Genomic DNA, 25,976 nt, shown 5'->3' with positions numbered 1-25,976 from the left:
GCCGGGCGCGGTTCGCGCTATCCCGGCGGTGTCACGATCAAACGAAGGTTCACATGTCCCCCTCTGCCATCGAGATTCGCGGGTTGAAGAAGACCTATGCCGCGCAAAAGAACGCCCCCGCCAAGGAGGCGCTGAAAGGCATCGACCTGGACATTCCCCAGGGTTCGGTCTTTGGCCTGCTCGGCCCCAACGGCGCCGGCAAGTCGACGCTGATCAACATTCTCGCCGGTCTGGTGATCAAGTCCGCCGGCACGGTGAAGATCTGGGGCTTTGACCAGGACGTGAACCCGCGCCAGTCGCGCGCCGCCATCGGCGTGATGCCGCAGGAGCTGAATCTTGATCCGTTCTTCACCCCGCGCGCCGCGCTGGAGGTGCAGGCGGGGCTTTACGGTGTGCCCAAATCAGAGCGCCGCAGCGACGAGATCCTCGCCATGGTCGGGCTCGAGGACAAGGCTCATGCCTATGCCCGCACGCTGAGCGGCGGCATGCGGCGGCGGCTGCTGCTGGGCAAGGCGCTGGTGCATCACCCGCGCATTCTTGTGCTCGACGAGCCGACGGCGGGGGTTGATATCGAGCTGCGGCAGATGCTCTGGGACAATGTCCGCAAGCTCAACCGTGAACGCGGCATGACGATCATCCTGACCACCCACTACCTCGAAGAGGCCGAGGAGATGTGCGACGAGATCGCCATCGTCAACCACGGCGAGGTGGTGGCGCGCGATTCGACCGCCAACCTGCTGGGGCGGCTCGATACCAAGGCGATGGTAATTCATCCCGAAGGCCCGGTCGAGACCCTGCCAGAGGCGCCGGGGCTCGAGGTCAGCCGCAGGGGCGAGGCCATCGTGGTGCAATACCGCAGCCATGCCACCAGCGCCGAGGATGTGCTTGACGCGGTGCATGCCGCCGGCATCCGCATTCGCGACGTCAAGACCCAGGAAGCCGACCTCGAGGACGTCTTCCTGTCGCTCACCCGGTCGCGGGCGGCGGTCTGAGGCTCAGAATTCATCCTGAGAGAGGTTGATCGCGGCGGCGGCGATATCCTCGATCGGCCGCAACCCGGTGGCAGGCGCCGAGGCGACCGAGGTGCTGGGCTGGTAACCCGGCGCGCCGGGGGCGCCCAGAACCATGGTCCACCAGATCTTACCGTTGGATTCCTGATGATAGGCAAAGCCCATGTCGCGGGCCTCGGGTGCCAGAATCACGTCGCGGGTGCCCGGCTCTTCCATCCAGGCGGCCAGGGTCTCGAGCTCGGTCTCGTAGGTTTCCGAGATCGCCTCGCCCAACAGACGGCCGCGATAGCCGACCCGCGCCACCCGGTCGATCGGCGACGAGCCGTCGGAGCCGAAGTGCCACGGGCGGTTCTGCACCGCCATGTCACGGGCATGGGTAGCGGCGGCGGCATTGAGCTGGGCGTCAAGCTCCACGGTCGACAGGCCCCGGGCACCGCGCAGGGCGTTGACGGCATCAAGCATGCGGAACTGCACCCGGCCTTCGTCGGCAGAGCCCAGCCGATAGACCTTGGGCAGCGGCTTGCCATCGGGGCCGAGCTGCGGCGGGCCGTAGTTCGACGTGGTACAGGCCGCAAGCACGAGGACCAGAGGCAGAAGCAGGACTGCGAAACGTTTCATGACATCAACCACCCGATATGCGTTTCACTTGCCTTATCCGGAAAAAAGTGGCCTTTCAAACCCACCTCGGCGGCGATCCGCGCGCTGACGCCGGTTTGATTTGCGACTGAGGCTTTCGCGCACTAAAATTCGCGTGATCCATGACAGCGTTCCCGAGGAGTGGGATTTATGACCAAGACTTCAGCGACTCAGTTGAATCGCCGTGCCTTTCTGGCCGGGTCCGCGGCGCTTGTCGGCGCGCCGGCAGTGGCACAGAACCAAGGCAGCACCGAGCTCGAGCGGGATATCTCCGGCGCGGTCCGGCGCAATATCTCGAGCTTCCGGTCGCTGGACTGGCAGCCCTACTTCAGTTCCCTTGCCAATGGCGCGATCCTCGTCGACATCACCAGCCGTGCGCTGCACTACTGGTCCGAGGATGGCCGCACCTACAAGCTGTACCCGACTTCGGTGCCGCTGACCGAGGATCTGACCAAGCGCGGCCGCACCTCGGTGGTGCGCAAGGTCGAAGGGCCGGAATGGCGGCCCACGCCCTCGATGAAGAAGCGCAATCCCGAATGGCCCGACTATGTCGGACCGGGGCCTGACAATCCGTTGGGAACCCATGCGCTCTATCTGAGTTGGACCTACTACAGGATCCACGGGACGCATGACACCCGCAAGATCGGCCGTCGCTCGTCGAACGGCTGCATTGGCCTGTATAATCAGCATATTGCAGAACTTTTCGCGCGCGCCGATGTGGGCACTCAAGTGTTGCTAATTTGACGACAAGATGGCGTTTTGCACGGCAGTTTCGTAAAGATGAGTTTGCAATCCCCCCGATAAGCTGCTTAGAAAAAACCACGAGGTAAGTCTTGGGTAGCTTGCCGCAACCGGTATGGTTAATGAGCGGCAAGTTAATATCTGGAGGATATGATATGAAGAAACTCGCACTCGCAGCGGCACTGTCCGCAGCAGCTTCGACCGCATTCGCCGGTTCGTACGCAAAAGACGACGTCATCATCGAAGCACCGGTGATCGTTGAAGAAACCGCACAAGCATCTTCGTCGGCCGGTATTCTGGTTCCGCTGATCCTGCTTGCCATCGTGGTTGCAGTGGCTTCGAACAACAACTAAGTTCGACGACCAGATCAAGGAAAAGCGGCGCTTTCGGGCGCCGCTTTTTCGTTTTCAGGGATAGATTTTTTTCTGGTACCCCGGCCCGCTCTGGCGCCCCTCGGGGCGTGGCTCAGTCGAGCCAGCCGCCGAGGTTCTCGCGGATCACCGTGCTCAGCGCCGCGATATGCGCCGCATCGTCGTTCAGGCAGGGCACATAGGTAAAGCGCTCGCCGCCCGCCTCTTCAAAGCTTTCGCGAATCTCTTCGTTGATCTCTTCCAGCGTCTCGATGCAATCGGCCGAGAACGCCGGGGCGATCACCGCGATGTCCTTCTTGCCGTCTTCGCGCGCCAGCCGCGCCACCTCGTCCACCGTGTAGGGCCGCAGCCAGTCCTCGGGGCCGAACTGTGACTGGAACGTGGTGGTGATCTCGGTATCCGCCCAGCCCAGCCGTTCCTTCAGCAGGCGCGTCGTCTTCTGGCACTGGCAATGATAGGGGTCGCCCTCCATCAGGTAGCGCTTGGGCACGCCATGGTAGGAGCAGACTAGGATATCGGGCCGTTTCTCGAGGTCGGCGTAGCGCCGCTCGACCGATTGCGCCAGGGCGTCGATATAGGCGGGATGTGCGAAGTAGGGATCAACGATCCGCGCCGTGGGCTGCCATTTCTCCTTCATCAGCGCGCGGAAGAACTGATCGTTCGCGGTGGCTGAGGTGGCGCCGGCATATTGCGGATAAAGCGGGAAAAACAGGATCCTGGTGCAGCCGGCGGCGACCATTTCGCGCACCTTCGACTGGGTCGAAGGGTTGCCGTAGCGCATGCAGAACTCGACCATCACCTTGTCGCCGTAGTGCCCGGTCAGCGTCTCGCGGAGGGCGTCGGTCTGGGCGCGGGTGATCGTCATCAGCGGGCTCTCGTTGGCCTCGGTGTTCCAGATCGTGCGATAGGCCGCGCCAGAGGTGAAGGGCCGCTTCGACAGGATGATCAGCTGCAGCAGCGGCTGCCATTTCCACGCCGGATAGTCGATCACCCGCTTGTCCGACAGGAACTCGCCCAGGTAGCGGCGCATCGACCAGTAGTCGGTGCCGTCCGGCGTGCCGAGGTTGGCCAGCAGGATGCCCACTTTCTGCGCGGGAATCGCCGGGTGGTCTTTCGGGGCATGGGCCGGGCAGGTGGCCCCGTCCGTGGGCTGGCTGGTATCACGCATCAGGGTCTCCGCTGGCTAGGATCGGGTGACAGATAACGACTGTCCCCCCGCCGTCAATCATTCAGCTTGGTTTCCCGGGTTGCCAATGCGTCAGCCAGCCGCGCCTTGGCCGATCCCGGGCGCAGCGGCTGCGGCTGGCTCTCGTCGGGGGCCCAGCCGGTCAGCACGAGGATCTCGAAGGTCGCCGGGATGCGGCCATCGGGCCCGGCATGGGTCTCGGCATAAAGCTCGGCGGCACGCAACAGCACCGCACGGCGGGTCGGGCGGCGCAGGCGGGTCGCCATGGCATTGGCCTCGCCCATGGCGCGCAGGTCGCGCATCAGGTGCAGGGCCGAGGCATAGGTGACCGTCAGCGCAAAGGCATCCGCCACCGGCAGGGCAAAGCCCGCGCGCTGCAACAGCCCGCCCATGTCGCGAATCTCGGCCATCGGTGCGATGCGCGGCGACAGCCCGCCGGTGATCTCGGCCTCGGCGGTGGCGAGACAGGCGCGCAGCTCCTGCAGGGTGCGGCCGCCGAACAGCGAGGCGAGGAAGAATCCGTCGGGTTTCAGCGCGCGGCGGCACTGGATCAGCTGGCCCACCGGGTCATCGGCCCAATGCAGCGCGTGGCTGTGCAGCACCAGGTCATGGGCCTGAGTCTCGAGCGCCAATGTTTCGACATCGGCAACAATCGCCGCAGAAGGCAGGGCATTGTCCCAGATCTGCGGCTGTCCGGTGACAATCGCCGGCGCGGTAAAGCTCCTGTTAACCAGGGTCAGCCGATCGTGAAGATCGTCCCGCGCGGCTTCGAACAGGAAAAGCGCGTCCGGCTTGGCGCGCTGGCGGTTGCGGGCAAGGGCCGCTGGATCGGTGAGGCGTGGCTGCATGAGGGCTAGATAGGCGCATGGGGGAGATTGTTCAAACCGCTCTGCGGATGATCTATCCGCCGCAATGCCTGCTCTGCCGCGAGATGGTCGAGACCGATTTCGGCCTGTGCGGGCCCTGCTGGCGCGACACGCCGTTTCTGGGCGGGCTGGTCTGCGATGGCTGCGGCGTGCCTTTGCCGGGCGACAATGCCGAAGAGATCGCCCATTGCGATGCCTGCCTGACCCGTCCGCAGGGCTGGGACCGGGGGCGTGCCGCGCTGCTTTACCGCGACAATGGGCGGCGGCTGGTTCTGGGAATGAAACACAATGATCGCAATGACATCGCCCGCACCGGGGCGATGTGGCTGGCGCGGGCGGTCAAGCCGCTCTTGCGCCCGCACATGCTGGTGGTGCCGGTGCCGCTGCACTGGATGCGGCTGATGTCGCGGCGCTACAACCAGTCGGCGCGGCTGGCCGAGGCGCTGGCGAGCGAGCTGGGGCTGTCCTATTGCCCCGACCTGCTGAAGCGGGTGCGCCGCACCCGTAGCCTGGGCCGGATGACCGGTGCCGAGCGTCGCAAGCTTCTGGAAGGCGCGATCCGCATGCATCCCGGGCGGCGCCATCGTATCGCGGCGGGGCGGCCGGTGCTGCTGATCGACGATGTTCTGACCACCGGCGCCACGCTTTCGGCCTGTGCCGAGGTGCTGCGCGCGGCCGGCGCCGGCACGATCTGCGCCGGTGTACTGGCAAGGGCGGTGCGGGAGGACTAGGTAAAGGGCAAGAGAAACAGGAAGACGCACATGCCTCAGATTGAAATCTACACTTCGCCGCTCTGCGGCTATTGCCACGCCGCCAAACGGTTGCTGACCCAGAAAGGCGTGGCCTTTACCGAGATCGACGTTCTGGAGAACCCCGATCGCAAGCCCGAGATGATCCAGCGCGCCAATGGCGGGCGCACGGTGCCGCAGATCTTTGTCGGCGACACCCATATCGGCGGCTGCGACGATCTCTTTGCGCTTGAGCGCTCGGGCAAGCTCGACCCGCTGCTCGACGCGGCCTGATGCGCGCGGCGCTGCTGCAGCTGTCGTCGTCGGATGACCCCTCGGCCAACCTCGCCGGCACCATGGCCAGGGTGGAAGAGGCGGTCGCCGGCGGCGCGGGGTTCGTGCTGACGCCGGAGGTGACCAATTGCGTCTCGGCCAGCCGGGCGCGGCAGCAGCAGGTGCTGCGGCACGAAGAGGACGACCTGACCCTCGCCGGGTTGCGCGATCTCGCGGCGCGGCGGGGCATTTGGCTGTCGATCGGTTCGCTGGCGCTCAAGACCCGCGACGCCGACGGGCGCTTTGCCAACCGCTCCTTCCTGATCGGGCCGGATGGCGAGATTGTCGCGCGCTATGACAAGATCCACATGTTCGACGTTCAGGTCAGCGAGACCGAGACCTACCGCGAAAGCGCCGGCTATCGCCCCGGTACGCGGGCGGTGGTGGCCGAGACACCCTTTGCCACCTTGGGTCTCAGCATCTGCTACGACGTCCGCTTTCCGCATCTCTACCGCGCGCTGGCCCAGGCCGGGGCCGAGGTGCTGCTGGTGCCGGCGGCCTTTTCGCCGGTCACCGGGGCGGCCCATTGGGAGCCGCTGCTGCGCGCCCGCGCCATCGAGAGCGGCGCCTGGGTGCTGGCCGCGGCGCAATGCGGCACCCACGCCGCGGCAGAGGGCAGGGAACGCAAGACTTATGGGCATTCCATGGCGGTCGCGCCCTGGGGTGAGGTCGTGGCCGAGGCCGGCGAGGCGCCGGAGGTGCTTTTTGTTGACCTGAGCCGGGAAGCGGTGGACAAAGCCCGCGGACGGGTGCCCTCGCTCACCCATGACCGCGACTTCACGGGACCCTGATGACCGATCAGACTGCCAATGGCCTTGCGGTGGCGCTGTTTTCCGAGCTGTTCACCGCCGATCAGATGTTGCGCAACCGGCTTAGCCGGATGCTGCCGAAGGGCATGGAGCTGTCGCACTTCTCGGTGCTCAACCACCTGGCGCGGTTCAAGCAGGAGCGGACGCCGGCGCAGCTGGCGCGGTCGTTCCACGTGACCCGCGGGGCAATGACCAACACGCTGAGCAAGCTCGAGGCGGCGGGGTTCATCCATATCCGGCCGGACTGGGACGATGCGCGATCCAAGCTGGTGACGATCTCGCCCGCCGGCGTGCAGGCGCGCGACGCGGCGCTGGACGCGATCACGCCGCTGATCACCGACCTGGTGGGGGAGTTGGGGCAGGACCGGGTGCGGGCAGCCCTGCCGATTTTGCGGGACTTGCGGTTGAAGTTGGAAGACGAGGGCTGACCGGGCGCTCTTGGCTGTTGGCGGAGCGAGGGGCCAGCCCCTCGCGCTCCCCGAGGGTATTTGGAGCAAGAGGAAATAGAGGCGTTGGTGGGTCAGGCTGGCTTCAGGCTGGCTGTGACGTAGTTGACGCTCAGGTCTCTCGCGGAGAGGGACCAGGACCAGGCGATGGGGTTGAAGACGAAACCCTTGCGGTCGACCGGGTCGAGGCCGGCCTGTTTCAGCAGGTCGAAGAGCTCATCGGGGGTGATGAATTTCGACCAGTCATGCGTGCCCTTGGGCAGCCAGCGCATCACCCATTCGGCGCCGAGGATTGCCATGGCAAAGCTCTTGGGGTTGCGGTTGAGGGTCGAGCAGATGTGCAGCCCCCCGGGCTTGAGCAGGCGCTGGCAGGCGGTGAGATAGGCCAGAGGGTCGGCGACATGTTCGACCACTTCCATGTTGAGCACCACGTCGAACGCTTCGCCCTGGTCGACCAGCGCCTCGGCGGTGATGTGGCGGTAGTCGATGTCCAGCCCCTGCTGTTCGGCGTGCAGGCGGGCCACCGGGATGTTGCCGGCGGCGGCATCGGCGCCGACCACCGTGGCACCGAGCCGCGCCATCGGTTCGCAGAGCAGCCCGCCGCCGCAGCCGATGTCGAGCAGGCGCAGACCCTCGAAGGGGCGGGGGGCGTTCAGATCGCGCGAGAACTCGCCGGCAATCTGGCTGGTGATATAGTCGAGACGGCAGGGGTTGAGCATGTGCAGGGGCTTGAACTTGCCGTTCGGATCCCACCATTCTGCTGCCATGGCCTCGAATTTCGAGATTTCCGACGGGTCGACGGTGGTCTGGGCGGATTGCATCTCATGCTCCCTATGGTCTTTCGGTCCTTCGGTCTCATATAGGATGAATATGGACAAGTTCTCAGGCCAAAAGCGCGCAGTGCAATATCTCTATCCGCAGATCGACCCCTTCGATCAGCGCATGCTGGACGTGGGCGACGGGCACAAGGTCTATGTCGAGCAATCCGGCCGGCCCGATGGCGTGCCGGTGGTGGTGCTGCACGGTGGCCCCGGGGGCGGCTGCAGCCCGGCGATGCGGCGCTATTTCGACCCCCGGTTCTATCGCGTGATCCTGTTCGACCAGCGCGGCTGCGGCCGCTCGCGCCCCCATGCCAGCGTCGAGAACAACACCACCTGGCACCTGGTGGCGGATATCGAGCGCATTCGCACCGAGCTGGGCATCGACAAATGGACGGTTTTTGGCGGCAGTTGGGGCGCCACCCTGGCGCTGATCTATGCCGAGACCCATCCCGAGGCGGTGCGCGCGCTGGTGCTGCGCGGGGTCTTCATGATGACCCAGGCCGAGCTCGACTGGTTCTATGGCGGCGGCGCCGGGCAGTTTTGGCCCGAGACCTGGCAGCGCTTTGCCGATCTGATCCCCGAGGGCGAGCGCGGCGACATGATCGCGGCCTATCACAAGCGGCTGTTTTCCGGCAATCTTCCCGAGGAGACCCGCCACGCCAAGGCCTGGTCGGCCTGGGAGAATGCGCTGGCCTCGGTCTATTCCTCGGGCCACGGCGGCGAGACGCCGGGCGAATATGCCCGTGCCTTTGCCAGGCTGGAGAATCACTATTTCATCAATGGCGGCTTTCTTGAATACGACGGTCAGATCCTCGACCAGGTCGAGAAGATCGCGCATATCCCCGGCATCATCGTGCAGGGCCGCTACGATATGATCTGCCCGCCGCGTCGTGCGTGGGAGCTGTCGCGCCGCTGGCCCAACTGCGACCTGCGGATGATCCGCAACGCCGGCCACGCGCTGTCGGAGCCGGGCATCTCGGCCGAGCTGGTGCGAGCGATGGATCAGCTGGCGGAAGGGTGATTATTCAAACCGGTTTACTTTCGAGGGGGGATCGCTAGGCTTTCCCCACCACTCGCAACACCGGGAAGACCCGCCACGTGCCAGGCGTCTTGAAAATCGTGCTTCAGAGATTGGGCCTCGGCCTTGTCACGCTTTTCGTTGTTTCCATCGTCATCTTTGTCGCGGTCAATGCATTGCCGGGGGATTTTGCCCAGGTGATTCTGGGCCAGGGCGCCACGCCGGAAGCCGTGGCGGCGATCCGGCGCGACCTGGCGCTCGATGATCCGCTGGTGCTGCGCTACTTCGGCTGGCTGGGGGCGATCCTGACCGGCGATCTCGGCACTTCCTTCGCGCAGCTCAACTTCCAGTCGTCGCTGGGTGGCGGCGAGATGAAGACCGTGGCCTCGCAGATCGCGCCGCGCTTTGCCAACACCATCTTCCTGGCCGGCGTGACAGCGGCGATCGCGGTGCCGCTGGCGGTGGCGCTGGGGGTGCTGGCGGCGCTGTATCGCGGCTCGGTCTTTGACCGGTTCACCAATATCTTCACGCTGTCCTCGGTCTCGAGCCCGGAATTCTTTCTCGCCTACATGCTGATCCTGTTCCTCGCGGTGCTGAACCCGGTTCTGCCGTCGCTGTCGAACATCTATGACGGCATGGCGTTTTCCGAGCGGCTCAAGGCCACCATGCTGCCGGCGCTGACCCTGACGCTGATCGTTCTGGCGCAGATGATGCGGATGACGCGGGCGGCGATCATCAACCTGCTGGCCTCGCCCTATATCGAGATGGCGCGGCTCAAGGGCATCAGCCCGATGCGGGTCATCGTGCGCCATGCCCTGCCCAATGCGCTGGCGCCGATCATCAACGTGATCGCGCTGAACCTGGCCTATCTGATCACCGGTGTCGTGGTGGTCGAGGTGGTCTTTGTCTATCCCGGCATCGGCCAGCTTTTCGTCGACGCGGTGAAGATCCGCGACATCCCGGTGGTGCAGGCCTGCTGCCTGATCTTTGCCGCCGCCTATATCCTGCTGAACCTGACGGCGGACATCCTGTCGATCCTGTCGAACCCGCGGCTGAGGCATCCGAAATGACCATCGTCTTCACTCTGCTCGGCGCGCTCCTCGCCTGTCTGGTGCTGGGCTGGCTGGGCCGCTTCGTGGCGCAGAAGGCCAGCGGCAACGCCCCGCGCTATCGTGACATGCCGCTGGCGGTGGCCTTCGGCTATGCGCTCTCGGCGCTTCTGCTGGTGGCCGGGGTCTGGTTCTACTTTCAACCGACGGTGACCGAGGCCGGCATTCCCCGCGCCAGCGTGATGTTCTTTCGCTGGGCGGTGCAGGGCTTCGTGATCTTTGCGCTGGCGGCCTTCGTCTTTCGCCTGCTGGGGCGTTACGTCGGGCCCGACCGCAGCCGCAAGCTGTTCCGCGAGATGCCGCTGACCGCGGCCTTCGGCATCCTGATGATCCTGATCTACGCCATCGTGGCGATCTTTGCCGCGCAGATCGCGCCGCATGGCCAGGCCGAGGTGTTCGACGCCGTCAACGTGCTGCCCGGCGGCAACCCCGCCACCGGCGGCAACCCGGATTACCCGCTGGGCACCGACCAGATCGGCCGCGACTTGCTGTCCCGGCTGATCTATGGCGCGCAGAACACCGTGGGCATTGCCTTTGTCACCACGCTCCTGGCGTTTTTCATCGGCGGCACGCTGGGCTTTCTGGCGGCGACGTTGCAGGGCTGGCTCGACCAGCTGCTGAGCCGGGGTGTCGACGTGATGATGGCGATCCCCTCGCTGATCTTTGCTCTGCTGCTGATGACCATCGCCAGCGCCTGGGCGGGGTCGGAGAAATGGCTGCTGACGGTCTACATGGTGATCATCATCGCGGTAATCGACAGCACCCGGGTGTTCCGGCTGGCGCGCGCGGTGGGTCTGAACATCGTCGTCATGGATTACATCGAGGCCGCCAAGCTGCGCGGCGAGGGCCTGCGCTACCTGATCTTCGAGGAGATCCTGCCCAACGCCATGGCGCCGCTCCTGGCGGAATTCGGGCTGCGGTTCTGCTTTGTCTTCCTGACCATCGCGTCGCTGTCGTTCCTCGGTGTCGGCATCCAGCCGCCGCTGGCCGACTGGGGCACCATGGTCCGTGATCTGGCGCAGTTCATCAACTTCGCCGCCTTCTCACCGCTGACGGCGACGCTGCCGCTGCTGGCAGCGGGGGCGATTGCCCTGCTGACCGTGGCGGTGAACTTCGTGGTCGACTGGATGCTGCACAAATCCTCGGGGTTGAAGGAATGAGCCGGCTGCTGACCATCAAGGACCTCGTGCTCGAGGGCCGCAGCGACGAGAGCTGGACCCAGATCGTCAACGGCGTCAGCCTGACGCTCGACCGGGGCGAGGTGCTGGGGCTGATCGGCGAAAGCGGCGCGGGCAAATCCACCGTCGGGCTGGCCGCCATGGGGTTCACCCGCGACGGCGTGCGGATTGCCGGCGGCTCGGTCGAGTTCGACGGCATCGATCTGGTCAAGGCCTCGGCCCAGACCAAGCGCAACCTGCTGGGCAAGCGCATCGCCTATGTGGCGCAATCGGCGGCGGCGTCGTTCAACCCCGCGCATCGGCTGATCGACCAGCACACCGAGGGCCCGGTGGTGCATGGCGTCATGGGCCGAAGTGAGAGCGCCGAAGACGCGATGGAGCTCTACCGGCGCCTGCGTCTGCCCAACCCGGAAGAGATCGGCTTTCGCTATCCGCACCAGGTGTCGGGCGGTCAGCTGCAGCGGGCGATGACGGCGATGGCGATGTCCTGCCGGCCCGACCTCATCATCTTTGACGAGCCGACGACGGCGCTCGACGTGACCACGCAGATCGAGGTGCTGGCGGCGATCCGCAAGATCGTCGAGGATTTCGACACCGCCGCGATCTACATCACCCACGATCTGGCCGTCGTGGCGCAGATGGCCGACCGCATCAAGGTGCTGCTCAAGGGCGACGAGGTCGAAGAGGCCGAAACCCGCGAGATGCTCGACAATCCGCAGGAGGAATACACCAAGAGCCTCTGGGCGGTGCGCGAATTCAAGCACGCCGAAAAGCCGCCGGCGCTCAAGGGCTCGGTGCCGGTGATCTCGGTACAGAATGTCACCGCCGGTTACGGCAAGATCGACGTGCTCAAGGACGTCAGCTTCGACATCCACGAGGCGCGCACCGTGGCCGTGGTGGGCGAGAGCGGATCGGGCAAATCGACCACCGCGCGCTGCATCACCGGGCTGCTGCCGCCGCGCGAAGGGCAGATCCTGCTCGACGGCACGCCGCTGCCGCTGGACTATCGCAAGCGGTCGAAGATGCAGCTGCGCCAGGTGCAGATGATCTATCAGATGGCCGATACCGCGCTCAATCCGCGCAAGACCATTGCCCAGATCATCGGCCGGCCGGTGCAGTTCTACCTCGGCCTGCGCGGCAAGGAGAAACGCCGCCGGGTGCACGAGCTGCTTGAACAGATCGAGCTCGACCCGGCGCAATATGCCAACCGTCTGCCCGGGGAGCTGTCGGGTGGCCAGAAACAGCGGATCGGCATTGCCAGGGCGCTGGCGGCGGAGCCCAAGTTCATCATCTGCGACGAGGTGACCTCGGCGCTCGATCAGCTGGTGGCCGAGGGTATCCTGCGGCTCTTGGCGCGGCTGCAGGACGAATTGCAGCTGAGCTACATGTTCATCACCCATGATCTGGCCACCGTGCGGTCGATCGCCGACGAGGTGGTGGTGATGAAGGACGGCGTGGTGGTCGAACAGGGCCCCAAGACCCAGATGTTCACCCCGCCGCACCATGCCTACACCGATCTGCTGCTCAGTTCGGTGCCGGAAATGGACCCCGACTGGCTCGACAAACTTCTGGCCGAACGGGGAGTTGATAACATCGGCGATGCCGCTGTTGATAAGATGTAGGGCGAATCACGCACGAGGGGCGGGATTTCAAATAAAAAAGACAGGGAGAACAACATGACACGACTGACACGACGCGGATTGCTGCGCACCGGTGCGGCTGCTGGTGTACTGGCGGCCTCGGGCCTGCCGCTGAAGGCCGAGATGAAGCGCGGCGGACGCCTGCGCGCCGGCCTTGCGGGCGCCAACACCTCCGACAACTGGGATGCGCGGACCCATACCGACGCCTTCATGCAGAACGCCTCGCAAGGCGCGGTCTTTGACGCGCTGACCGAGGTTGCGGCCGACGGCACCCTGGTGGGCGAACTGGCCGAAAGCTGGGAGGCCAGCGCCGATGCCAAGACCTGGACCTTCAACCTTCGCCAGGGCGTGACCTTCCACAACGGCAAGGCCTTTGGCGCCGACGACGTGATCGAGTCGCTGCAGATGCACGTGGCCGAGGATTCGAAATCCGCCGCCAAGCCGATCGTCTCGGCGATCACCGAGATGAAGAAGCTGGGCGAACACCAGGTTCAACTGGTGCTCGAGGCCGGCAATGCCGACCTGCCCTACCTGCTGTCGGATTATCACCTGATGATCTATCCCGCCGGCCAGATCGACGAGGCGATTTCCAAGGGGATCGGCACCGGTCTCTACCAGGTGGTCAGCTTCGATCCCGGCGTGCGGTTCGTCGGCAAGCGGGTGGACAGCCACTACAAGGGCGATGCCGCCGGCTTCTTCGACGAGATCGAGTTCATCGCGATCAACGATCCCACCGCGCGGATGAATGCGCTCTTGACCGGTCAGGTCGATGCAATCAACCGGGTCGACGTCAAGACCGAGGCGCTGCTCAACGCCAACCCGATGGTCAGCCTGCAGGAAGTGACCGGCAACCGCCATTTCACCTTCCCGATGCTCACCGACATCGCGCCTTTCGACAACGTGAACGTGCGCCGCGCGCTCAAGCACGGCATCAACCGTCAGGAGATGGTCGACAAGATCCTGCTGGGCCATGGCCGCGTTGCGCATGACACCCCGATCGGCCCGGCGAACCAGTATTATGCCGCCGATCTCGAGCCGATCCCCTATGATCCCGACAAGGCCGCCTTCTACCTGAAGGAAGCCGGGATGGACACGCTCAACATCGACCTGTCCGCGTCGTCAGCGGCCTTTGCCGGCGCGGTAGATGCGGCGCAGCTCTATCAATCCTCGGCCAAGCCGGCCGGCATCAACATCAACGTCGTGCAGGAACCGGCGGATGGCTACTGGTCGAACGTCTGGTTGAAAAAGCCGTTCTGCGCCTGCTTCTGGTCGGGCCGGGCGACCGAGGACTGGATGTTCTCGTCGGCCTACGAGGAAGGCGTGCCGTGGAACGACAGCCAGTGGGGCAGCGAGGACAGCGCCCGCTTCCAGGAGCTTTTGGTGATGGCGCGGGCCGAGCTCGACAGTGCCAAGCGGCGTGACATGTACACCGAGATGCAGATGATCCTGCGCGACGATGGCGGCGTGGTGATCCCGATGTTTGCCAACTGGGTGCAGGCGGTGTCGAACAAGCTGTCGGTGCCGGGCACGGTGGGCAACCTCTGGGGCATGGACAACGCCCGGATGGCCGAGCGCTGGGCGGTGGTCTGAGCCTTCGGTAATCGAGGCGCCTTCGGGGGCCGGAGCCCGTCCGCTGCGAAGCGGGCGGGTTTTTGATTAGGGAGTTGGGTGTGTCCTCGTGCTTTTGTTCGTTGCGCCGCGGTTGCACTCTCCGCTCAAATCGCCCACGTCGGATCAACTCCCAAGCGCGTTAACAGCGGCTGCAAGCCGCCGCGCATCGCCGGGCCGCCCCCCGGCACGGCGATTTGGCTGGCGTAAGCACGTCGATCAGGTCTTTTGCGGATTCGGTTGAGATAAAGCGCGGCTGAACGGTCCGTTGATCGCCGCACCGCGGCCCGACGAAGCGCGGCCCGCGGCAGAGGTGGGTTGTAAACCCACCCTACGGGTCACAGTGCGTTAGCAGCAGCCAGAGGCCGCCGCGCATTGCCGCACCGCGGTCCGGCGATGCGCGGCCCGCGGAAGGGTGGGTTGCAAACCCACCCTACGGGTCACAGCACGTAGCGGCTCACATCCGTCGAGCGGGTCAGCTCGCCCAGGTTCTTCTCGACGAAATCGGCATCCACCGTGACCTTCTGCCCACCGCGGTCCGGCGCGTGAAAGCTCAGCTCTTCGAAGACCCGTTCCATAACCGTGTAAAGCCGCCGCGCGCCGATGTTCTCGACGCTCTCGTTGACCTCGGCGGCGATCCTGGCGAGCTGGGCGATGCCGTCCTCGGTAAAGGTGACCTCGACCTCCTCGGTGCCCATCAGCGCGGTGTACTGGCGGGTCAGTGCATTGTCGGTCTCGGTCAGGATGCGGACGAAATCGCCCTCGGTCAGCGCCCGCAGGTTCACCCGGATCGGCAGCCGGCCCTGCAGTTCGGGCAGCAGGTCCGACGGCTTGGCGATGTGGAAGGCGCCCGAGGCGATAAAGAGGATATGGTCGGTCTTGACCGCGCCATGCTTGGTCGAAACCGTGGTGCCCTCGATCAGCGGCAGCAGGTCGCGCTGAACGCCTTCGCGGGAAACATCGCCGCCGCGCGCTTCTTTGCGGGCGCAGACCTTGTCGATCTCGTCGAGGAAGACGATGCCGTTCTGCTCGACCGCCTCCATCGCCGCCTTGTTGACTGTCTCGTCATCCAGCAGCTTGTCGGCCTCTTCGCCGATCAGCACGTCATAGCTCTCGCGCACGGTCATCCGCTTGCGGGTGGTGCGCTGGCCGAAGGCCTTGCCGAAGATGTCGCCGAGGTTCATCATCCCCATCTGGCTGCCGGGCTGGCCGGGGATGTCCATCATGCCCATCGGGTTCGAGGTATCCGCCAGTTCCAGCTCGATCATCGTGTCGTCGAGCAGCCCGTCCTTGAGCTTCTTGCGGAACATCTCGCGGGTGCCTTCGCGGGCGTCTTCACCGGCGATGGCGGTGATCACCCGTTCCTCGGCGGCGTGATGCGCCTTGGCCTTGACCTCGTCGCGCATGTAGTCGCGGGTCTGGATGATGGCGGCGTCGACGAGATCACGGATGATCTGCTCGACGTCGCGGCCGACATAGCCCACCTCGGTGAACTTGGTGGCTTCGACCTTGATGAAGGGCGCCTTTGCCAGCTTGGCGAGGCGGCGCGAGATCTCGGTCTTGCCGACGCCGGTGGGGCCGATCATCAGGATGTTCTTCGGATAGACTTCGTCGCGCAGGTCGTCCGACAGCTGCTTGCGCCGCCACCGGTTGCGCAGCGCCACGGCCACGGCGCGCTTGGCCTCGGCCTGGCCAATGATGAAACGGTCGAGCTCGGAGACGATTTCGCGGGGGGTGAGGTCTGTCATGATGGTCCCTTTGTGCTTCGCCCTGAGGTATGTCCGGCGGAGGGGATTTTGAAGGCTTGTAAGAGGCGCGGATCAGCCGCCGATGGTCTCGACCGTCAGATTGCCGTTGGTGTAGACGCAGATGTCGGCGGCGATGGCCATGGCCTTGCGGGCGACCTCTTCGGCGGACAGGTCGGTGTCCATCATGCCGCGCGCCGCGGCCAAGGCGTAGTTGCCGCCCGACCCGATGGCGGTGACGTCATGTTCCGGTTCCAGAACGTCTCCGGCGCCGGTGATCACGAACATCTGTTCGCCGTCCGAGACGATCAGCATCGCCTCAAGCTTCTGCAGGTACTTGTCGGTGCGCCAGTCCTTGGCCAGTTCGACACAGCCGCGCGCCAATTGGCCGGGGGTGCCTTCGAGCTTGGCTTCGAGCCGTTCCAGCAGGGTGAAGGCATCGGCGGTCGAGCCAGCAAAGCCGCAGACCACGTCCGAGCCGCCGGGGCTGATGCGGCGCACCTTGCGGGCGGTGCCCTTGATCACGGTCTGGCCGAGGCTGACCTGCCCGTCGCCGGCGATCACCACCTTGCCGCCCTTCTTGACGCCGATGATCGTGGTGCCGTGCCAGCCGGGGAATTCTTCACTCATGGGACTTCCTTTCGGTTTCGGCCTATATGGAACCCGGATCGACGCCATGCAAGGGGCGGGGCTGACGCAGCGTTCCGCGCCCCGGCCGGAGCCACTTCCACAGCGCGTTAACAGCGGCCAAAGGCCGCCGCGCATCGCCGGGCCGCCTCAACGGCACGGCGATTTGTCTGCCCCAAGCACGTCGCTCGGATCAATTTCGGACTTGGCTGGGATAAACCACTCCCGAACCACCCGAGGTTCGCCGCACCGCGGCCTGACGATGCGCGGCTCACAAAGCAAAAGGGCCGCCGGAGGCGACCCTTTCACGATGCCGAACCGAGACAGGCTCAGCCGATGTTCTCTTCGATCCAGCCCTGCAGCGCGGCCTTGGGCGCGGCGCCGGTCTTGTTCGACACCGGCTCGCCGCCCTTGAAGATGAACAGCGCCGGAATGCCGCGGATGCCCAGCTGGGCGGCGGTGTTCGGGTTGCTGTCGACGTCGACCTTGGCGATCTTCACCTTGCCGTCGTACTGCGCCGAGAGCTCTTCGAGCGCCGGGCCGATCTGCTTGCAGGGGCCGCACCATTCGGCCCAGAAATCCACCACGACGGGGATGTCGGAATTGCGGACTTCCGCGTCAAATGTCTCGTCGGTGACGGCAACGGTGGCCATGGGCTTTCTCCTGATGAGTCGAAATGGGGTCGCTTGGAGGGGGAAAGTAAGTACCCCCCCCGGTGGCGTCAAGGTGATGTAGTACGCGCCAGCGCAGCCGTCACAAGATCGTGTGGCAGCCTCATCAGCGCGGGGGTCTTCGTCCAGAGGATGGCGGTCTCGATTTCATGCTTTGGGTAGAGATGCTTAAGCATCTCGGCATAGGCCCCCATCTGCCGCAAGAGCGCCTCGGGCGTGGCCTCGGGGCGGTCGGGACGGGTGGCGTTGGTCTTGAAATCCACCGCAAGAACCCGGGTGTCGGAGACGACCAGCCTGTCGATCACCCCGTGTACCCGGCCCAGCGGCGCGACCTCGGCGCTGACGGCCACCTCGGCCAGGGTGCCGGGCGCGAAAAGTGCGGCCAGGTCCGGATGGGCCAGCACCGCGCAGGCCTCGTCATGGGCCAAGGCGCGCAGCGGATCGGCGGGACGGCGGGCGCGGGCGGCGTCCGGCAGATCGGCCAGCCGTTCCAGCGCCAGGTGCACCAGCGTGCCGTGGCGCTTGGCGGCCTCCTCGTCCTGGCCCATGTCACCGGGCAGCGCATGGGCGCCGCCCAAGCCCGAGGGCGAGCGGGTCTCGATCAGCGGTACGGGTGCCGCCGCAGGGCGCAGGGCCCAGTCCGGCAGGGTGACAGTCGAGAGGTCCTCTGGCGCCGGCGGCACCGCGGCCACCCTTGGCCAGTCGCCGCTCTGATAGCGCAGCCCTTCGCCAAAACCGAAGTCATGCGGCGTGGCATTGGCGGATTTCATCGCCGCTTCGACCGCGTCGTACCAGGTGTCACCCTCCTTGCCGAGATCGCCGGCGGCGGCGACGATCAGCCAGGTCTCGGCCCGGGTCATGGCGACGTAGAGCAGCCGGTCGCGCTCCTGCAACTGCCGCTCCTTGGCGGCCTCCAGCGCGGAGGACAGCGCGTTGGGGCATTCGGTGGCGGCGCTTTTCCACACGGCGGTCTCACCCATCGGGATCACCGCGTCGCGGATCTGCAGCTTGCGTTTGGCGGTGTCGGGTAGGATCACGATCGGCGCCTCGAGCCCCTTGGAGCCATGCACCGTCATCACCCGGATGCGGTCGCCGGCGGCATCCATCTGCCGCTTGATCTCGAGATCGTCGGTCTCCATCCAGATCAGGAAGCCGGTGAGGCTGGGGATCTCGGTCTTTTCGTAGGACAGCGCCTGAGACAGCAGCGCGTTGATGCCATCCTCGGCCTCGGTGCCCAGCCGCGACAGCAGTTTCTTGCGGCCGTCGTGCCGGGTCAGGATGCGCTCGATCAGGTCGTAGGGGCGCATGAAATCGGCGGCGTTCTGCAGGTCGGTCAGCATCGCCCAGAGCTCGGGGAACTCGGCCTGCCGCGCCGCCAGCTCGCGCCAGAGGTACTTCTGTTCGCGGCCATGGGCGAGGCTGAAGAGCATGCCTTCGTCCCAGCCGCCCAGCGGCGATTTCAGCACCGTGGCAAGGCTCAGGTCATCCTCGGGCAGCGCCAGCCAGGACAGAAGCGCCGCGAGATCGCGCACCGCCAGTTCGGCCCCCACCTTGAGCCGGTCGGCACCGGCAATCGGCAGCCCCTCTTCCTTGCAGGCGCGGATGATCTCGGCGAAGAGGTCGGAGCGGCGCTGCACCAGGATCAGGAAATCGCCCGGCGTGACGGTGCGCCCGGCCCAGCCATGCGGCTCCTTCTTCCAGGGGATCGGCGTGTTGGCGGCCAGCATCTTCTTGATTTCACGCGCGATCCGCCGCGCCAGCAGCACGTTGTGATGGGTATCGGCGGGCAGGTCGACGGGATCGTCCCATTCGCCCTTTTCGGCATCGCTCGATTTCTCGATGGCGGGCCAGAGATCGACGCGGCCGCCCATGTCGGACTTGAAGGCCCGGTGGGTTTCCTCGCGCGAAAAGCCCGACCGCGCACGCGCCTCGAACAGCGTGTCCACCAGCCGCAGGATCGCCTCGGCTGAGCGGAAGGAGAACTGCAGCGTGGTGTCCTGCAACGGCTGGTCGGCGGCGCGCAGGCGCTCGGCGAATTCGGCCTTCATCCGGTCGAACTCGGCCGGATCGGCGCCCTGAAAGGAATAAATCGACTGTTTCTTGTCGCCGACGACAAAGATCGTGCGCGCCACGTCCTGCCGCGCGCCTTCGCCGCTGGTGAATTCGCGCGCCAGCTCCTCGATCACCCGCCATTGCACCGGGCTGGTGTCCTGAGCCTCGTCGACGAGGATGTGATCAATGCCGCCGTCCAGCCGGTAAAGCACCCATTGCGCCACCTTGCGGTCGGTCAGAAGCGCGAGGGTCTTGTGGATCAGGTCGTCGAAATCGAGCCAGCCGCGGGCCAGTTTTGCGGCTTCGTAGCGCGGCAGGAATTCCGCCGCAAAGCCTTGGAGCGCCTCGGTTTTCGCCACCGAGCCAAGGGCGCAGCGGGCATCGCGCGCCTCCTCGACCCGGCGCATCAGGTCTTCCAGCCGGTCCATGACCCCGGCCAGCGCGCCTTCGCGCGGGCCCTTGGTGGGGAAGCTGCCGATCTTGGCGGAATAGGGCCCGGCCTTGGCCGAGGGACCATTGAGCAGCACGCCCTCCAGCACCGTCAGCGCATGCAGGTCGGGCGCGGTGATCGTGCGCAGCTTTGCCGCGGCCTTCTGGTCATTGGCGCCGCTGCCGGCGAGCACTTCGGCCACCTGGGCCAGGAGCTCGATCTCGTCGCCGAGGAAGACCCGGCCAAGCAGCCAGTCTTCGCTGGCCTCGGCGGGCAGGCCGAAAAGTTCGAGCAATTCGGCGCGGGGCAGGGCCCGCGCTAGGGCCTGACGGTGCCGCGTCACCTCGGCGGTGATATCGGCGAAATCCATGTCGGTCAGATGTGCGGCCATCGCCTCGACCTTCCCGGCACAGGCGCCATCCGCAATCTCGTCGACGATCTCGGCGCGCAGCAGCGCGGCGGCGCGGTCCTCCATCTCCTTGAACTGCGGCGACACCCCGGCCTCGAGCGGGAAACGTCGCAGGATGGCAGCGCAGAACGAGTGGATGGTCTGGATCTTGAGCCCGCCGGGCGCCTCGATGGCGCGGGCAAAAAGTGTACGGGCGCGGCGCAACGCTTCCTCCGAAATATGCCCGTCGATCCCCAACTCCTTCAGCGCGTCATGCAGGGCGGCGTCGTTCTTCATCGCCCATTCGCCCAACCGCTGGAAAAGCCGGTTCTGCATCTCGCTGGCGGCGGCCTTGGTGTAGGTCAGGCAGAGGATGTGCTCGGGCAGCACGTCCTGCAGCAGCAGCCGCGCGACCCGGTCGGTCAGCACCCGGGTCTTGCCCGAGCCGGCATTGGCGGCCAGCCAGGTGGAGCGGTCGGGATGCGCCGCCTCGATCTGGCGCTTCGTGGCCTCGTCGCGGTGGGTCATGGCACGGGCCTCGCATCGGGCAGGTCGGTCAGCTCCCATTCGCCGAAACGGGCAAGCTGGTCGTAATCGCCGACATCCTCGGCCTTTTGCATGGCGCGGCGGGCGGTAAAGCCCTGGCCCGCGTCCATGTAGCGCGCGATCAGCGTCTCGAACTGCGCCCAGACCGCAGCGGGCGGGGCCTCGGCCAGCGGCGCCTCGCGGTTTTCCGGGCTGGAGCCGAGGCCGATATAGACCGCGCGGGCGACCTGCGCCGGGGCCAGCCCCTCGAAGCCGCCGGCCTCGGCCACCGCCGCCTCGAGCAGCAGCTGCTTGTCGAAATGCTTCTGTTCGCCGGGGCCGGGCGGCTTGCCGGTCTTGTAGTCATAAAGCAGGAGCCGGCCGTCTTCGCGGCTTCGGTCGATGCGGTCGGCCTCGCAGGTCAGGCGGAAGCCGAGACGCGGGATATCGCGCCCGCCCCTGACCTCGAAGCGGATCGGCAGCGCCTCTTGCTGGCGCGCGGCCTCGTCTTCGATGAAACCACTGGCGACTCGCGCCATCCGCGCCTGCCACATCGCCCGGGCGGAGGGCCAGGGCACCTCTGTCCGCAGCACCTGCGCCGTGGTCGCCATCAGCTGCGACCGGGTGAGCCGGTCCGGATCCGTCACGCTTTCCTCGACGAAATGCTCCAGCACCTTGTGGGCGATGATCCCGCGCAAGAGCGCGTCGGGCGCCTTGGCCAGGCTGTCGAGCGGACGCAGCCGCAGCACGTGCTTGGCATAGATCGCATATGGATCGCGGATCAGCCGCTTGATCTCGGTGACCGAGAGCTGCCGGGGCCGCGCTTCGGCCGGCGGTTTCGGCGAGGGGCGCGGTGCGGGCGCGACCGGCGTGACCTGCTCGACCGCATGGGCCAGCGCCAGCCAGTCATGGCCGCGCGCCTGCATTTCGGCATGGGCCTCGCGGCCGGTGGCGCCCAACCCGCGCAGCAGATTGGTCAGCCGGTTGAGCCAGCGCGACGGCACGGTTTCAGCATCATCGGAGCGCACTGAACGGGTCAGCCAGACCTCGCGCGCGCCGATCGCCTGTTGGAAATCATGCGCCGACAGGCCGATCCGCCGCTCCGGCAGCAGAAGCCCGGCCTTGTCGCGCAGCACGCGGTTGAGCCAGGGGTCGGGCTTGGGCGGTTCCGGCCAGGACCCTTCGTTGAGCCCGCCGAGGATCAGCAGATCGGCGCCCATGACGCGGGCCTCGAGCGTGCCCCAGATACGGATATGCGGATGGCCGAGGTCGCGGTCGCGCTGCTCTTCGCGGCCCAGAACGGCCCCGAACAGATCGACGTAATCCCGCGCCGAGAGCGTGCCGCCATGCGGCGCGGCCTCTTCCAGCTTGCGGATCAGCGCCAGGGTCTCGATCCCCGCCACCTGCACCCAGAGATTGCCGGCGCCGTCGCGCCGATGGCCTGCGGCGAGCGCCTCGGCCAGAGTCCGATGACGCTGCAGCCATTCGGTCAGTGGCAGCGGCCCGAGCCCATCCTGCCCACAAAGCTGGACCAGCCAAGCGCCCCAGTCCGGCGCCTTGCGATCCTCGGCAAAGGCCGTGAGCATCGCCGCATCCGGAAACGGCGGGCCATGGCGGCGCAGGCGCAGCTCGAGGTCACGGGTCAGACGCAGGTGATCGTTGCGCCCCTCGCCGGAATGGCAGAGCGGGTGTTTCAACAGCGTCAGCAGGGCCGGCGCATCCAGCGGCGCGGCAAACAACGCCGCGACATGGCGGAGGAAACGCCCCGGCGCAGTAAGCTGCAGCGGAATGCCGGCGCTGTCATCGGGGATGATGCCCCAGCGGTCGAGCGTCGCGGTCACCTGCCGGCTGAGCTGCCGGTCGGGGGTGATCAGCGCCGCGCTCTGGCCGTCCTCGGCCGCCTGCCGCAGGCGCAGCGCGATGGTCAGCGCTTCCTCGCGGCGGCTCTGCGCCTCGATCAGGGTGACATCCTCGCAGGCGCGGTCGAGCTCGGTGAGCTTGGGCCCTTCGGCCAGCCAGGCGTCAGTCACCGGCGCCGGGCGCAAGGCCAGCGAAATCAGCCGGTTGCGCGGTGGGCAGGGCGCCGGGGTGCGGTGCCAATGGTGCACGTCGGCGGGCGTGCGTTCCAGCGCGCGCATCAGCTTGGCAAAGCGGTATTGCGGGTGATCCTCGGACACCAGCGCCTGATCCAGCGCCGCCCAGTTGGCGGGCTTCATGTCGAAATCGAAGCCCGGCAACACCAGCGCGCCCTGCGGCAGGTGGGCCACCGCCTGCATCAGCACCGAGGCCGCCCCGCGCGAGCCGGTGGAGCCGGCGAGGATCACCGGGTGATCCGGCGGGTCGGTCTGCCAGTGCGCCGCCAGCGCTTCGGAGATCATCCTGAGCCGCGCGGTGCCATCGGGCGCATCGGTCTCGGGATCGAAGAACTGTTGCACGATCGACAGGAAATCCCGCGAGCGCTGCCAGTGGCCCGACTGGTCGGTGACGTCGAGCGCGTCGATATCGGCGGGGGTCACGCCCTCGCCCTGCATCTCGTCCATCAGCCCGGCCAGCGAATCCGCCAGGTCGAAGAGCGCGGCGCGCGGGGCCATGTCGGGCTGTGCCTCGAGCAGGCCCGAGACCAGCTGCACCAGCTCCAGCCGCCGTTGCAGCGGCGAGACCGGCTCGGGGATATCGGCGGTCCAGGGCGGCTCGACCTCGCCCAGCACCCGGATGCGCGGCAGGGCGCGCGGCGGCCCGGCGTCAAAGATCGCCCGGATGCGGCGGCGCATGCGCTCGGTGTTGACGATCAGCTCGACCCGCGCCAGCGCCTCTGGCGGCCGGCCCTCGGTGCGCGCCAGAAGCCCGTCGACCAGCGCCTGCGGGAAATCCACGCCGGGGGGCAGACCAAAGACCCTGGGGGCGGCGAGACGCTCAAACATTGGCCAGCATCTCCTCTGCGATTTCAACGGCTTGCGGGTAGCCGACGTCACACCATTCGCCGTCGTAGGCGAGGCCGTGCATGCGCCCGGCCTCGAGCATCGGCTGCCAGAGCTCCCACATCGAGAACACCTGTTTGTCGATTCCGGCCAGCGCCTCGGTCTTGATGATCTGCAGCCCGGAATAGACCGCGCCGGGCCCGCGCGACAGCCGGCCATCCGGGCCGATCAGGAAGTCGCCCTTGCCCTTGTGGCCATGCACCTGGGCGCGCGGCACGCAGAGCAGAAGCGCGTCCATCCGGTCTGCATTCCACGTATCGCGAAGCGCGAGCAGCGGATTGGGCCCGCGCCAGACCGCATCGGTGTTGAGCGTGAAAACCGGCCCGGGGCCGAGAAGCGGCAGCGCCTGTTTCAGCCCGCCACCGGTTTCCAGCACCACCGGCGCCTCCTGTGACAGGGCCACGCCCGATCCATTGAGATGTGCCGCCAGCATGTCGCCGCGGTAATGCGCATTGGCCACCACTCGCGGCAGCGCCAGCGGCGTGACCAGCTCGAGCGCATGGTCGATCAGCGTCTTTCCGGCGACCTCGACGAGCGGTTTCGGCCGGTCGTCGGTCAGCGGCCGCATCCGCGTGCCCAGACCGGCGGCAAACAGAAGGGCGGCCTCGGGTTGGCTCATGCGGGCACCTCGGGGCTGGGCAGGGGGGCAAGGATGTCGCGCAGCGGCGCCAGCGCGGGGTGGGCCAGATCGGCCTGTAGATGGCGCCAGACGCGGGGCTGCAGGGCGAGGTATTGCGGCTTGTTTCGGGACTTGGCGAGGCGCGAAAAGATGCCGAGGATCCGCAGGTTGCGCTGGGCGCCGAGCAGGGCATAGGCGGCGCGGAAACTCTCGGGCTCGGCCCCGGTGCGGGCGATGAAATGCGCGAGGATCTCGTCCTCGGTGTCGGGCGCGACATCGCGGCGGGCGTCCTGCAGCATCGACACCAGATCATAGGCCGGATGGGTGGCAAAGGCGTCCTGGAAATCCAGCAGGCCGACCTGTCGGTCGCCCTTGCGGTCTGGCAGGAAAACCATGTTCTCGGCGTGGAAATCGCGCAAGGCCAGCACGGCGGGCGCCTCGGCCACCGGGCGCAGCGCCTCGGCAAAGGCCGCCTGCGCGGCGGGCAGGCGCGGGGCCAGGGCGGGAGCGTAGGCCTCGAAGGCGGGGGCTATCATCGCCGCCAGCGCCTCGGCACTCATCGGTTTCATGCCGGCGGGCAGGGGTTTTTCGTGCAGCCGCGCCAGCAGGTCGGCGGCGCTGCGATAGAGCGGACGTTCCTGCGCCGTGTCGCGCGCCATCACCTCGGCAAAGAGCGCATCGCCGAAATCCTCAAGCAGGAGAAAGCCGGCCTCGACGTCCTCGGCCCAGAGGGCCGGAGCGGAAAACCCGAAGTCGAACAAATGGTTGCGGATGTCGAGGAAGGGCTGGACCGAGCCGCAGGTGGCGGGGTCGGCGTCCATCAGGATCAGGCTGCCGGTGCCATCGGAAATCCGCTCATAGCGCCGGGCCGAGGCGTCGCCGGCCAGCGGGCGGCGGGCCCAGCCATCGCGGCCGGCCTCTGACAGAAAGCGCCGCAGCGCGTCTTCGCGGCTCATGCGGCGAGCGCTCCGGGCAGGTCATTCCAGCGGGCGGCGCTCCAGCTCAGGGTCAGGGTGCGCGAGGTCTCGGCGGGGCCGGGCTCGAAGGCGAGGTGCAGCGCCTCGGAGGGTGCCAGGGGACCCAGCCGGTCGGGCCATTCGACCAGGCAGATCGCGTCCTCGAAGGCCTCGGTCAGGCCCAGTTCCTCGACCTCGGAGACGTCGCCCAGGCGGTAGAGATCGGCGTGCCAGATCTCGCAGCCGCCGGTGTCATAGGTCTGCACAAGTGTGAAGGTCGGCGAGGGCACGTCTTCGGGCAGGGGCAGCCGGCTCTGGATCAGGCATCGCGAGAAATGCGTCTTGCCGGCGCCGATTCCGCCCTCGAGAAGCAGCACGTCGCCGGTCATCAATCGCGCGCCCAGCCGCGTGGCAAAGCGGCAGGTGGCCTCAGGCGAGGTCAGGCTCAGGGTCAGCGTCTGCGTGGCGTTCATGGCCGGACATTA

General features: G+C 66.6%; 24 protein-coding genes. 12 read left to right on the top strand and 12 right to left on the bottom strand.

Annotated elements, in window-relative coordinates; all coding sequences use genetic code 11:
* The first annotated feature begins 53 nt into the window (after window positions 1–53).
* Window positions 54–992 (top strand): ATP-binding cassette domain-containing protein, encoded by a 939-nt coding sequence (locus ACN0SE_RS04780; RefSeq protein ID WP_417523347.1) that lies wholly within the window; start codon window positions 54–56, stop codon window positions 990–992.
* Between the two features lie 3 nt (window positions 993–995).
* Here ACN0SE_RS04780 and ACN0SE_RS04775 read toward each other — a convergent pair whose 3' ends face one another.
* Window positions 996–1,628, bottom strand: a complete 633-nt coding sequence (locus ACN0SE_RS04775; RefSeq protein WP_417523346.1) for a CAP domain-containing protein — start codon at window positions 1,626–1,628, stop codon at window positions 996–998.
* Between the two features lie 168 nt (window positions 1,629–1,796).
* Between ACN0SE_RS04775 and ACN0SE_RS04770 the strand changes: the two genes are divergently transcribed.
* Window positions 1,797–2,390, top strand: a complete 594-nt coding sequence (locus tag ACN0SE_RS04770; protein WP_417523345.1) for a L,D-transpeptidase — start codon at window positions 1,797–1,799, stop codon at window positions 2,388–2,390.
* Window positions 2,391–2,542: 152 nt separating this feature from the next.
* A complete protein-coding gene (locus ACN0SE_RS04765) occupies window positions 2,543–2,740 on the top strand; it encodes a ferrochelatase (RefSeq protein WP_417523344.1) in 198 nt (65 codons plus the stop codon).
* Between the two features lie 112 nt (window positions 2,741–2,852).
* Here the strand turns inward: ACN0SE_RS04765 and hemH are convergent, their stop codons facing one another.
* Window positions 2,853–3,926, bottom strand: coding sequence for a ferrochelatase (gene hemH, locus ACN0SE_RS04760; RefSeq protein WP_417523343.1), 1,074 nt, complete (start codon window positions 3,924–3,926; stop codon window positions 2,853–2,855).
* Window positions 3,927–3,979: 53 nt separating this feature from the next.
* Window positions 3,980–4,792, bottom strand: a complete 813-nt coding sequence (locus ACN0SE_RS04755; RefSeq protein ID WP_417523342.1) for a methyltransferase domain-containing protein — start codon at window positions 4,790–4,792, stop codon at window positions 3,980–3,982.
* A gap of 17 nt (window positions 4,793–4,809) precedes the next feature.
* On the opposite strand from ACN0SE_RS04755, the gene ACN0SE_RS04750 reads away from it, so the two are divergent.
* The 4 genes from ACN0SE_RS04750 to ACN0SE_RS04735 are packed head-to-tail and all read left to right on the top strand — an operon-like array spanning window position 4,810 to window position 7,108.
* Window positions 4,810–5,541: a double zinc ribbon domain-containing protein gene (locus tag ACN0SE_RS04750; RefSeq protein WP_417523341.1), complete on the top strand. Its 732-nt coding sequence runs from the start codon at window positions 4,810–4,812 to the stop codon at window positions 5,539–5,541.
* 30 nt (window positions 5,542–5,571) lie between these two features.
* Entirely contained in the window at window positions 5,572–5,832 is a 261-nt protein-coding gene (gene grxC / locus ACN0SE_RS04745; protein WP_417523340.1) for a glutaredoxin 3, read from the top strand.
* Window positions 5,832–6,662: a carbon-nitrogen hydrolase family protein gene (locus tag ACN0SE_RS04740; RefSeq protein ID WP_417523339.1), complete on the top strand. Its 831-nt coding sequence runs from the start codon at window positions 5,832–5,834 to the stop codon at window positions 6,660–6,662. Before grxC ends, ACN0SE_RS04740 begins: the two co-directional genes overlap by 1 nt.
* Window positions 6,662–7,108 (top strand): MarR family winged helix-turn-helix transcriptional regulator, encoded by a 447-nt coding sequence (locus tag ACN0SE_RS04735; RefSeq protein WP_417523338.1) that lies wholly within the window; start codon window positions 6,662–6,664, stop codon window positions 7,106–7,108. Before ACN0SE_RS04740 ends, ACN0SE_RS04735 begins: the two co-directional genes overlap by 1 nt.
* A gap of 92 nt (window positions 7,109–7,200) precedes the next feature.
* Here the strand turns inward: ACN0SE_RS04735 and ubiG are convergent, their stop codons facing one another.
* A complete protein-coding gene (ubiG, locus tag ACN0SE_RS04730; RefSeq protein ID WP_417523337.1) occupies window positions 7,201–7,947 on the bottom strand; it encodes a bifunctional 2-polyprenyl-6-hydroxyphenol methylase/3-demethylubiquinol 3-O-methyltransferase UbiG in 747 nt (248 codons plus the stop codon).
* Between the two features lie 49 nt (window positions 7,948–7,996).
* On the opposite strand from ubiG, the gene pip reads away from it, so the two are divergent.
* The 5 genes from pip to ACN0SE_RS04705 all read left to right on the top strand — a co-directional run bounded on the left by pip (window position 7,997) and on the right by ACN0SE_RS04705 (window position 14,482).
* Window positions 7,997–8,968, top strand: coding sequence for a prolyl aminopeptidase (gene pip, locus ACN0SE_RS04725; RefSeq protein ID WP_417523336.1), 972 nt, complete (start codon window positions 7,997–7,999; stop codon window positions 8,966–8,968).
* 77 nt (window positions 8,969–9,045) lie between these two features.
* Entirely contained in the window at window positions 9,046–10,035 is a 990-nt protein-coding gene (locus ACN0SE_RS04720; RefSeq protein WP_417523335.1) for an ABC transporter permease, read from the top strand.
* A complete protein-coding gene (locus tag ACN0SE_RS04715; protein ID WP_417523334.1) occupies window positions 10,032–11,234 on the top strand; it encodes an ABC transporter permease in 1,203 nt (400 codons plus the stop codon). Before ACN0SE_RS04720 ends, ACN0SE_RS04715 begins: the two co-directional genes overlap by 4 nt.
* Window positions 11,231–12,874, top strand: a complete 1,644-nt coding sequence (locus ACN0SE_RS04710; RefSeq protein WP_417523333.1) for an ABC transporter ATP-binding protein — start codon at window positions 11,231–11,233, stop codon at window positions 12,872–12,874. Before ACN0SE_RS04715 ends, ACN0SE_RS04710 begins: the two co-directional genes overlap by 4 nt.
* Window positions 12,875–12,928: 54 nt before the next feature.
* Entirely contained in the window at window positions 12,929–14,482 is a 1,554-nt protein-coding gene (locus tag ACN0SE_RS04705) for an ABC transporter substrate-binding protein (protein WP_417523332.1), read from the top strand.
* Between the two features lie 458 nt (window positions 14,483–14,940).
* Here the strand turns inward: ACN0SE_RS04705 and hslU are convergent, their stop codons facing one another.
* From hslU to tsaE, 8 genes are all read right to left on the bottom strand, one after another.
* Window positions 14,941–16,248, bottom strand: a complete 1,308-nt coding sequence (hslU, locus tag ACN0SE_RS04700) for an ATP-dependent protease ATPase subunit HslU (RefSeq protein WP_417523331.1) — start codon at window positions 16,246–16,248, stop codon at window positions 14,941–14,943.
* A gap of 72 nt (window positions 16,249–16,320) precedes the next feature.
* Window positions 16,321–16,875 (bottom strand): ATP-dependent protease subunit HslV, encoded by a 555-nt coding sequence (hslV, locus tag ACN0SE_RS04695; protein WP_417523330.1) that lies wholly within the window; start codon window positions 16,873–16,875, stop codon window positions 16,321–16,323.
* A gap of 326 nt (window positions 16,876–17,201) precedes the next feature.
* Window positions 17,202–17,525: a thioredoxin gene (trxA, locus tag ACN0SE_RS04690; protein WP_417523329.1), complete on the bottom strand. Its 324-nt coding sequence runs from the start codon at window positions 17,523–17,525 to the stop codon at window positions 17,202–17,204.
* A gap of 68 nt (window positions 17,526–17,593) precedes the next feature.
* Window positions 17,594–20,941 carry a double-strand break repair helicase AddA gene (addA, locus tag ACN0SE_RS04685; RefSeq protein WP_417523328.1) on the bottom strand — a complete coding sequence of 1,116 codons (3,348 nt, stop codon included), beginning with the start codon at window positions 20,939–20,941 and terminating at the stop codon, window positions 17,594–17,596.
* The gene (addB, locus tag ACN0SE_RS04680) at window positions 20,938–23,859 is read right to left on the bottom strand and encodes a double-strand break repair protein AddB (protein WP_417523327.1); all 2,922 of its coding nucleotides are present in this window, start codon (window positions 23,857–23,859) and stop codon (window positions 20,938–20,940) included. Before addB ends, addA begins: the two co-directional genes overlap by 4 nt.
* Window positions 23,852–24,535 (bottom strand): nucleotidyltransferase family protein, encoded by a 684-nt coding sequence (locus ACN0SE_RS04675; RefSeq protein ID WP_417523326.1) that lies wholly within the window; start codon window positions 24,533–24,535, stop codon window positions 23,852–23,854. The genes addB and ACN0SE_RS04675 overlap by 8 nt, the downstream gene beginning before the upstream one ends.
* A complete protein-coding gene (locus tag ACN0SE_RS04670) occupies window positions 24,532–25,491 on the bottom strand; it encodes an aminoglycoside phosphotransferase family protein (protein ID WP_417523325.1) in 960 nt (319 codons plus the stop codon). The genes ACN0SE_RS04675 and ACN0SE_RS04670 overlap by 4 nt, the downstream gene beginning before the upstream one ends.
* The gene (gene tsaE, locus ACN0SE_RS04665) at window positions 25,488–25,964 is read right to left on the bottom strand and encodes a tRNA (adenosine(37)-N6)-threonylcarbamoyltransferase complex ATPase subunit type 1 TsaE (protein ID WP_417523324.1); all 477 of its coding nucleotides are present in this window, start codon (window positions 25,962–25,964) and stop codon (window positions 25,488–25,490) included. The genes ACN0SE_RS04670 and tsaE overlap by 4 nt, the downstream gene beginning before the upstream one ends.
* Between the last annotated feature and the right edge of the window lie 12 nt (window positions 25,965–25,976).

Source organism: Marinovum sp. (genome assembly GCF_048263515.1).
In the GTDB taxonomy this organism is placed as follows: domain Bacteria; phylum Pseudomonadota; class Alphaproteobacteria; order Rhodobacterales; family Rhodobacteraceae; genus Marinovum.
The sequence above is the reverse complement of the archived record's forward strand: the minus strand, read 5'-3'. Positions and strand labels throughout refer to the sequence as shown.

Excerpts from the sequence above, each read along its gene's own strand:
- ubiG (WP_417523337.1), bottom strand. The coding sequence starts at position 7,947 with ATGCAATCCGCCCAGACCACCGTCGACCCGTCGGAAATCTCGAAATTC.
- ACN0SE_RS04750 (WP_417523341.1), top strand. The coding sequence starts at position 4,810 with ATGGGGGAGATTGTTCAAACCGCTCTGCGGATGATCTATCCGCCGCAA.
- ACN0SE_RS04755 (WP_417523342.1), bottom strand. The coding sequence starts at position 4,792 with ATGCAGCCACGCCTCACCGATCCAGCGGCCCTTGCCCGCAACCGCCAG.
- hslU (WP_417523331.1), bottom strand. The coding sequence starts at position 16,248 with ATGACAGACCTCACCCCCCGCGAAATCGTCTCCGAGCTCGACCGTTTC.
- tsaE (WP_417523324.1), bottom strand. The coding sequence starts at position 25,964 with ATGAACGCCACGCAGACGCTGACCCTGAGCCTGACCTCGCCTGAGGCC.
- ACN0SE_RS04780 (WP_417523347.1), top strand. The coding sequence starts at position 54 with ATGTCCCCCTCTGCCATCGAGATTCGCGGGTTGAAGAAGACCTATGCC.
- pip (WP_417523336.1), top strand. The coding sequence starts at position 7,997 with ATGGACAAGTTCTCAGGCCAAAAGCGCGCAGTGCAATATCTCTATCCG.
- trxA (WP_417523329.1), bottom strand. The coding sequence starts at position 17,525 with ATGGCCACCGTTGCCGTCACCGACGAGACATTTGACGCGGAAGTCCGC.
- ACN0SE_RS04705 (WP_417523332.1), top strand. The coding sequence starts at position 12,929 with ATGACACGACTGACACGACGCGGATTGCTGCGCACCGGTGCGGCTGCT.
- ACN0SE_RS04765 (WP_417523344.1), top strand. The coding sequence starts at position 2,543 with ATGAAGAAACTCGCACTCGCAGCGGCACTGTCCGCAGCAGCTTCGACC.
- ACN0SE_RS04775 (WP_417523346.1), bottom strand. The coding sequence starts at position 1,628 with ATGAAACGTTTCGCAGTCCTGCTTCTGCCTCTGGTCCTCGTGCTTGCG.
- ACN0SE_RS04670 (WP_417523325.1), bottom strand. The coding sequence starts at position 25,491 with ATGAGCCGCGAAGACGCGCTGCGGCGCTTTCTGTCAGAGGCCGGCCGC.
- ACN0SE_RS04735 (WP_417523338.1), top strand. The coding sequence starts at position 6,662 with ATGACCGATCAGACTGCCAATGGCCTTGCGGTGGCGCTGTTTTCCGAG.
- ACN0SE_RS04770 (WP_417523345.1), top strand. The coding sequence starts at position 1,797 with ATGACCAAGACTTCAGCGACTCAGTTGAATCGCCGTGCCTTTCTGGCC.
- addB (WP_417523327.1), bottom strand. The coding sequence starts at position 23,859 with ATGTTTGAGCGTCTCGCCGCCCCCAGGGTCTTTGGTCTGCCCCCCGGC.
- ACN0SE_RS04715 (WP_417523334.1), top strand. The coding sequence starts at position 10,032 with ATGACCATCGTCTTCACTCTGCTCGGCGCGCTCCTCGCCTGTCTGGTG.
- grxC (WP_417523340.1), top strand. The coding sequence starts at position 5,572 with ATGCCTCAGATTGAAATCTACACTTCGCCGCTCTGCGGCTATTGCCAC.
- ACN0SE_RS04675 (WP_417523326.1), bottom strand. The coding sequence starts at position 24,535 with ATGAGCCAACCCGAGGCCGCCCTTCTGTTTGCCGCCGGTCTGGGCACG.
- ACN0SE_RS04710 (WP_417523333.1), top strand. The coding sequence starts at position 11,231 with ATGAGCCGGCTGCTGACCATCAAGGACCTCGTGCTCGAGGGCCGCAGC.
- ACN0SE_RS04740 (WP_417523339.1), top strand. The coding sequence starts at position 5,832 with ATGCGCGCGGCGCTGCTGCAGCTGTCGTCGTCGGATGACCCCTCGGCC.
- hemH (WP_417523343.1), bottom strand. The coding sequence starts at position 3,926 with ATGCGTGATACCAGCCAGCCCACGGACGGGGCCACCTGCCCGGCCCAT.
- addA (WP_417523328.1), bottom strand. The coding sequence starts at position 20,941 with ATGACCCACCGCGACGAGGCCACGAAGCGCCAGATCGAGGCGGCGCAT.
- hslV (WP_417523330.1), bottom strand. The coding sequence starts at position 16,875 with ATGAGTGAAGAATTCCCCGGCTGGCACGGCACCACGATCATCGGCGTC.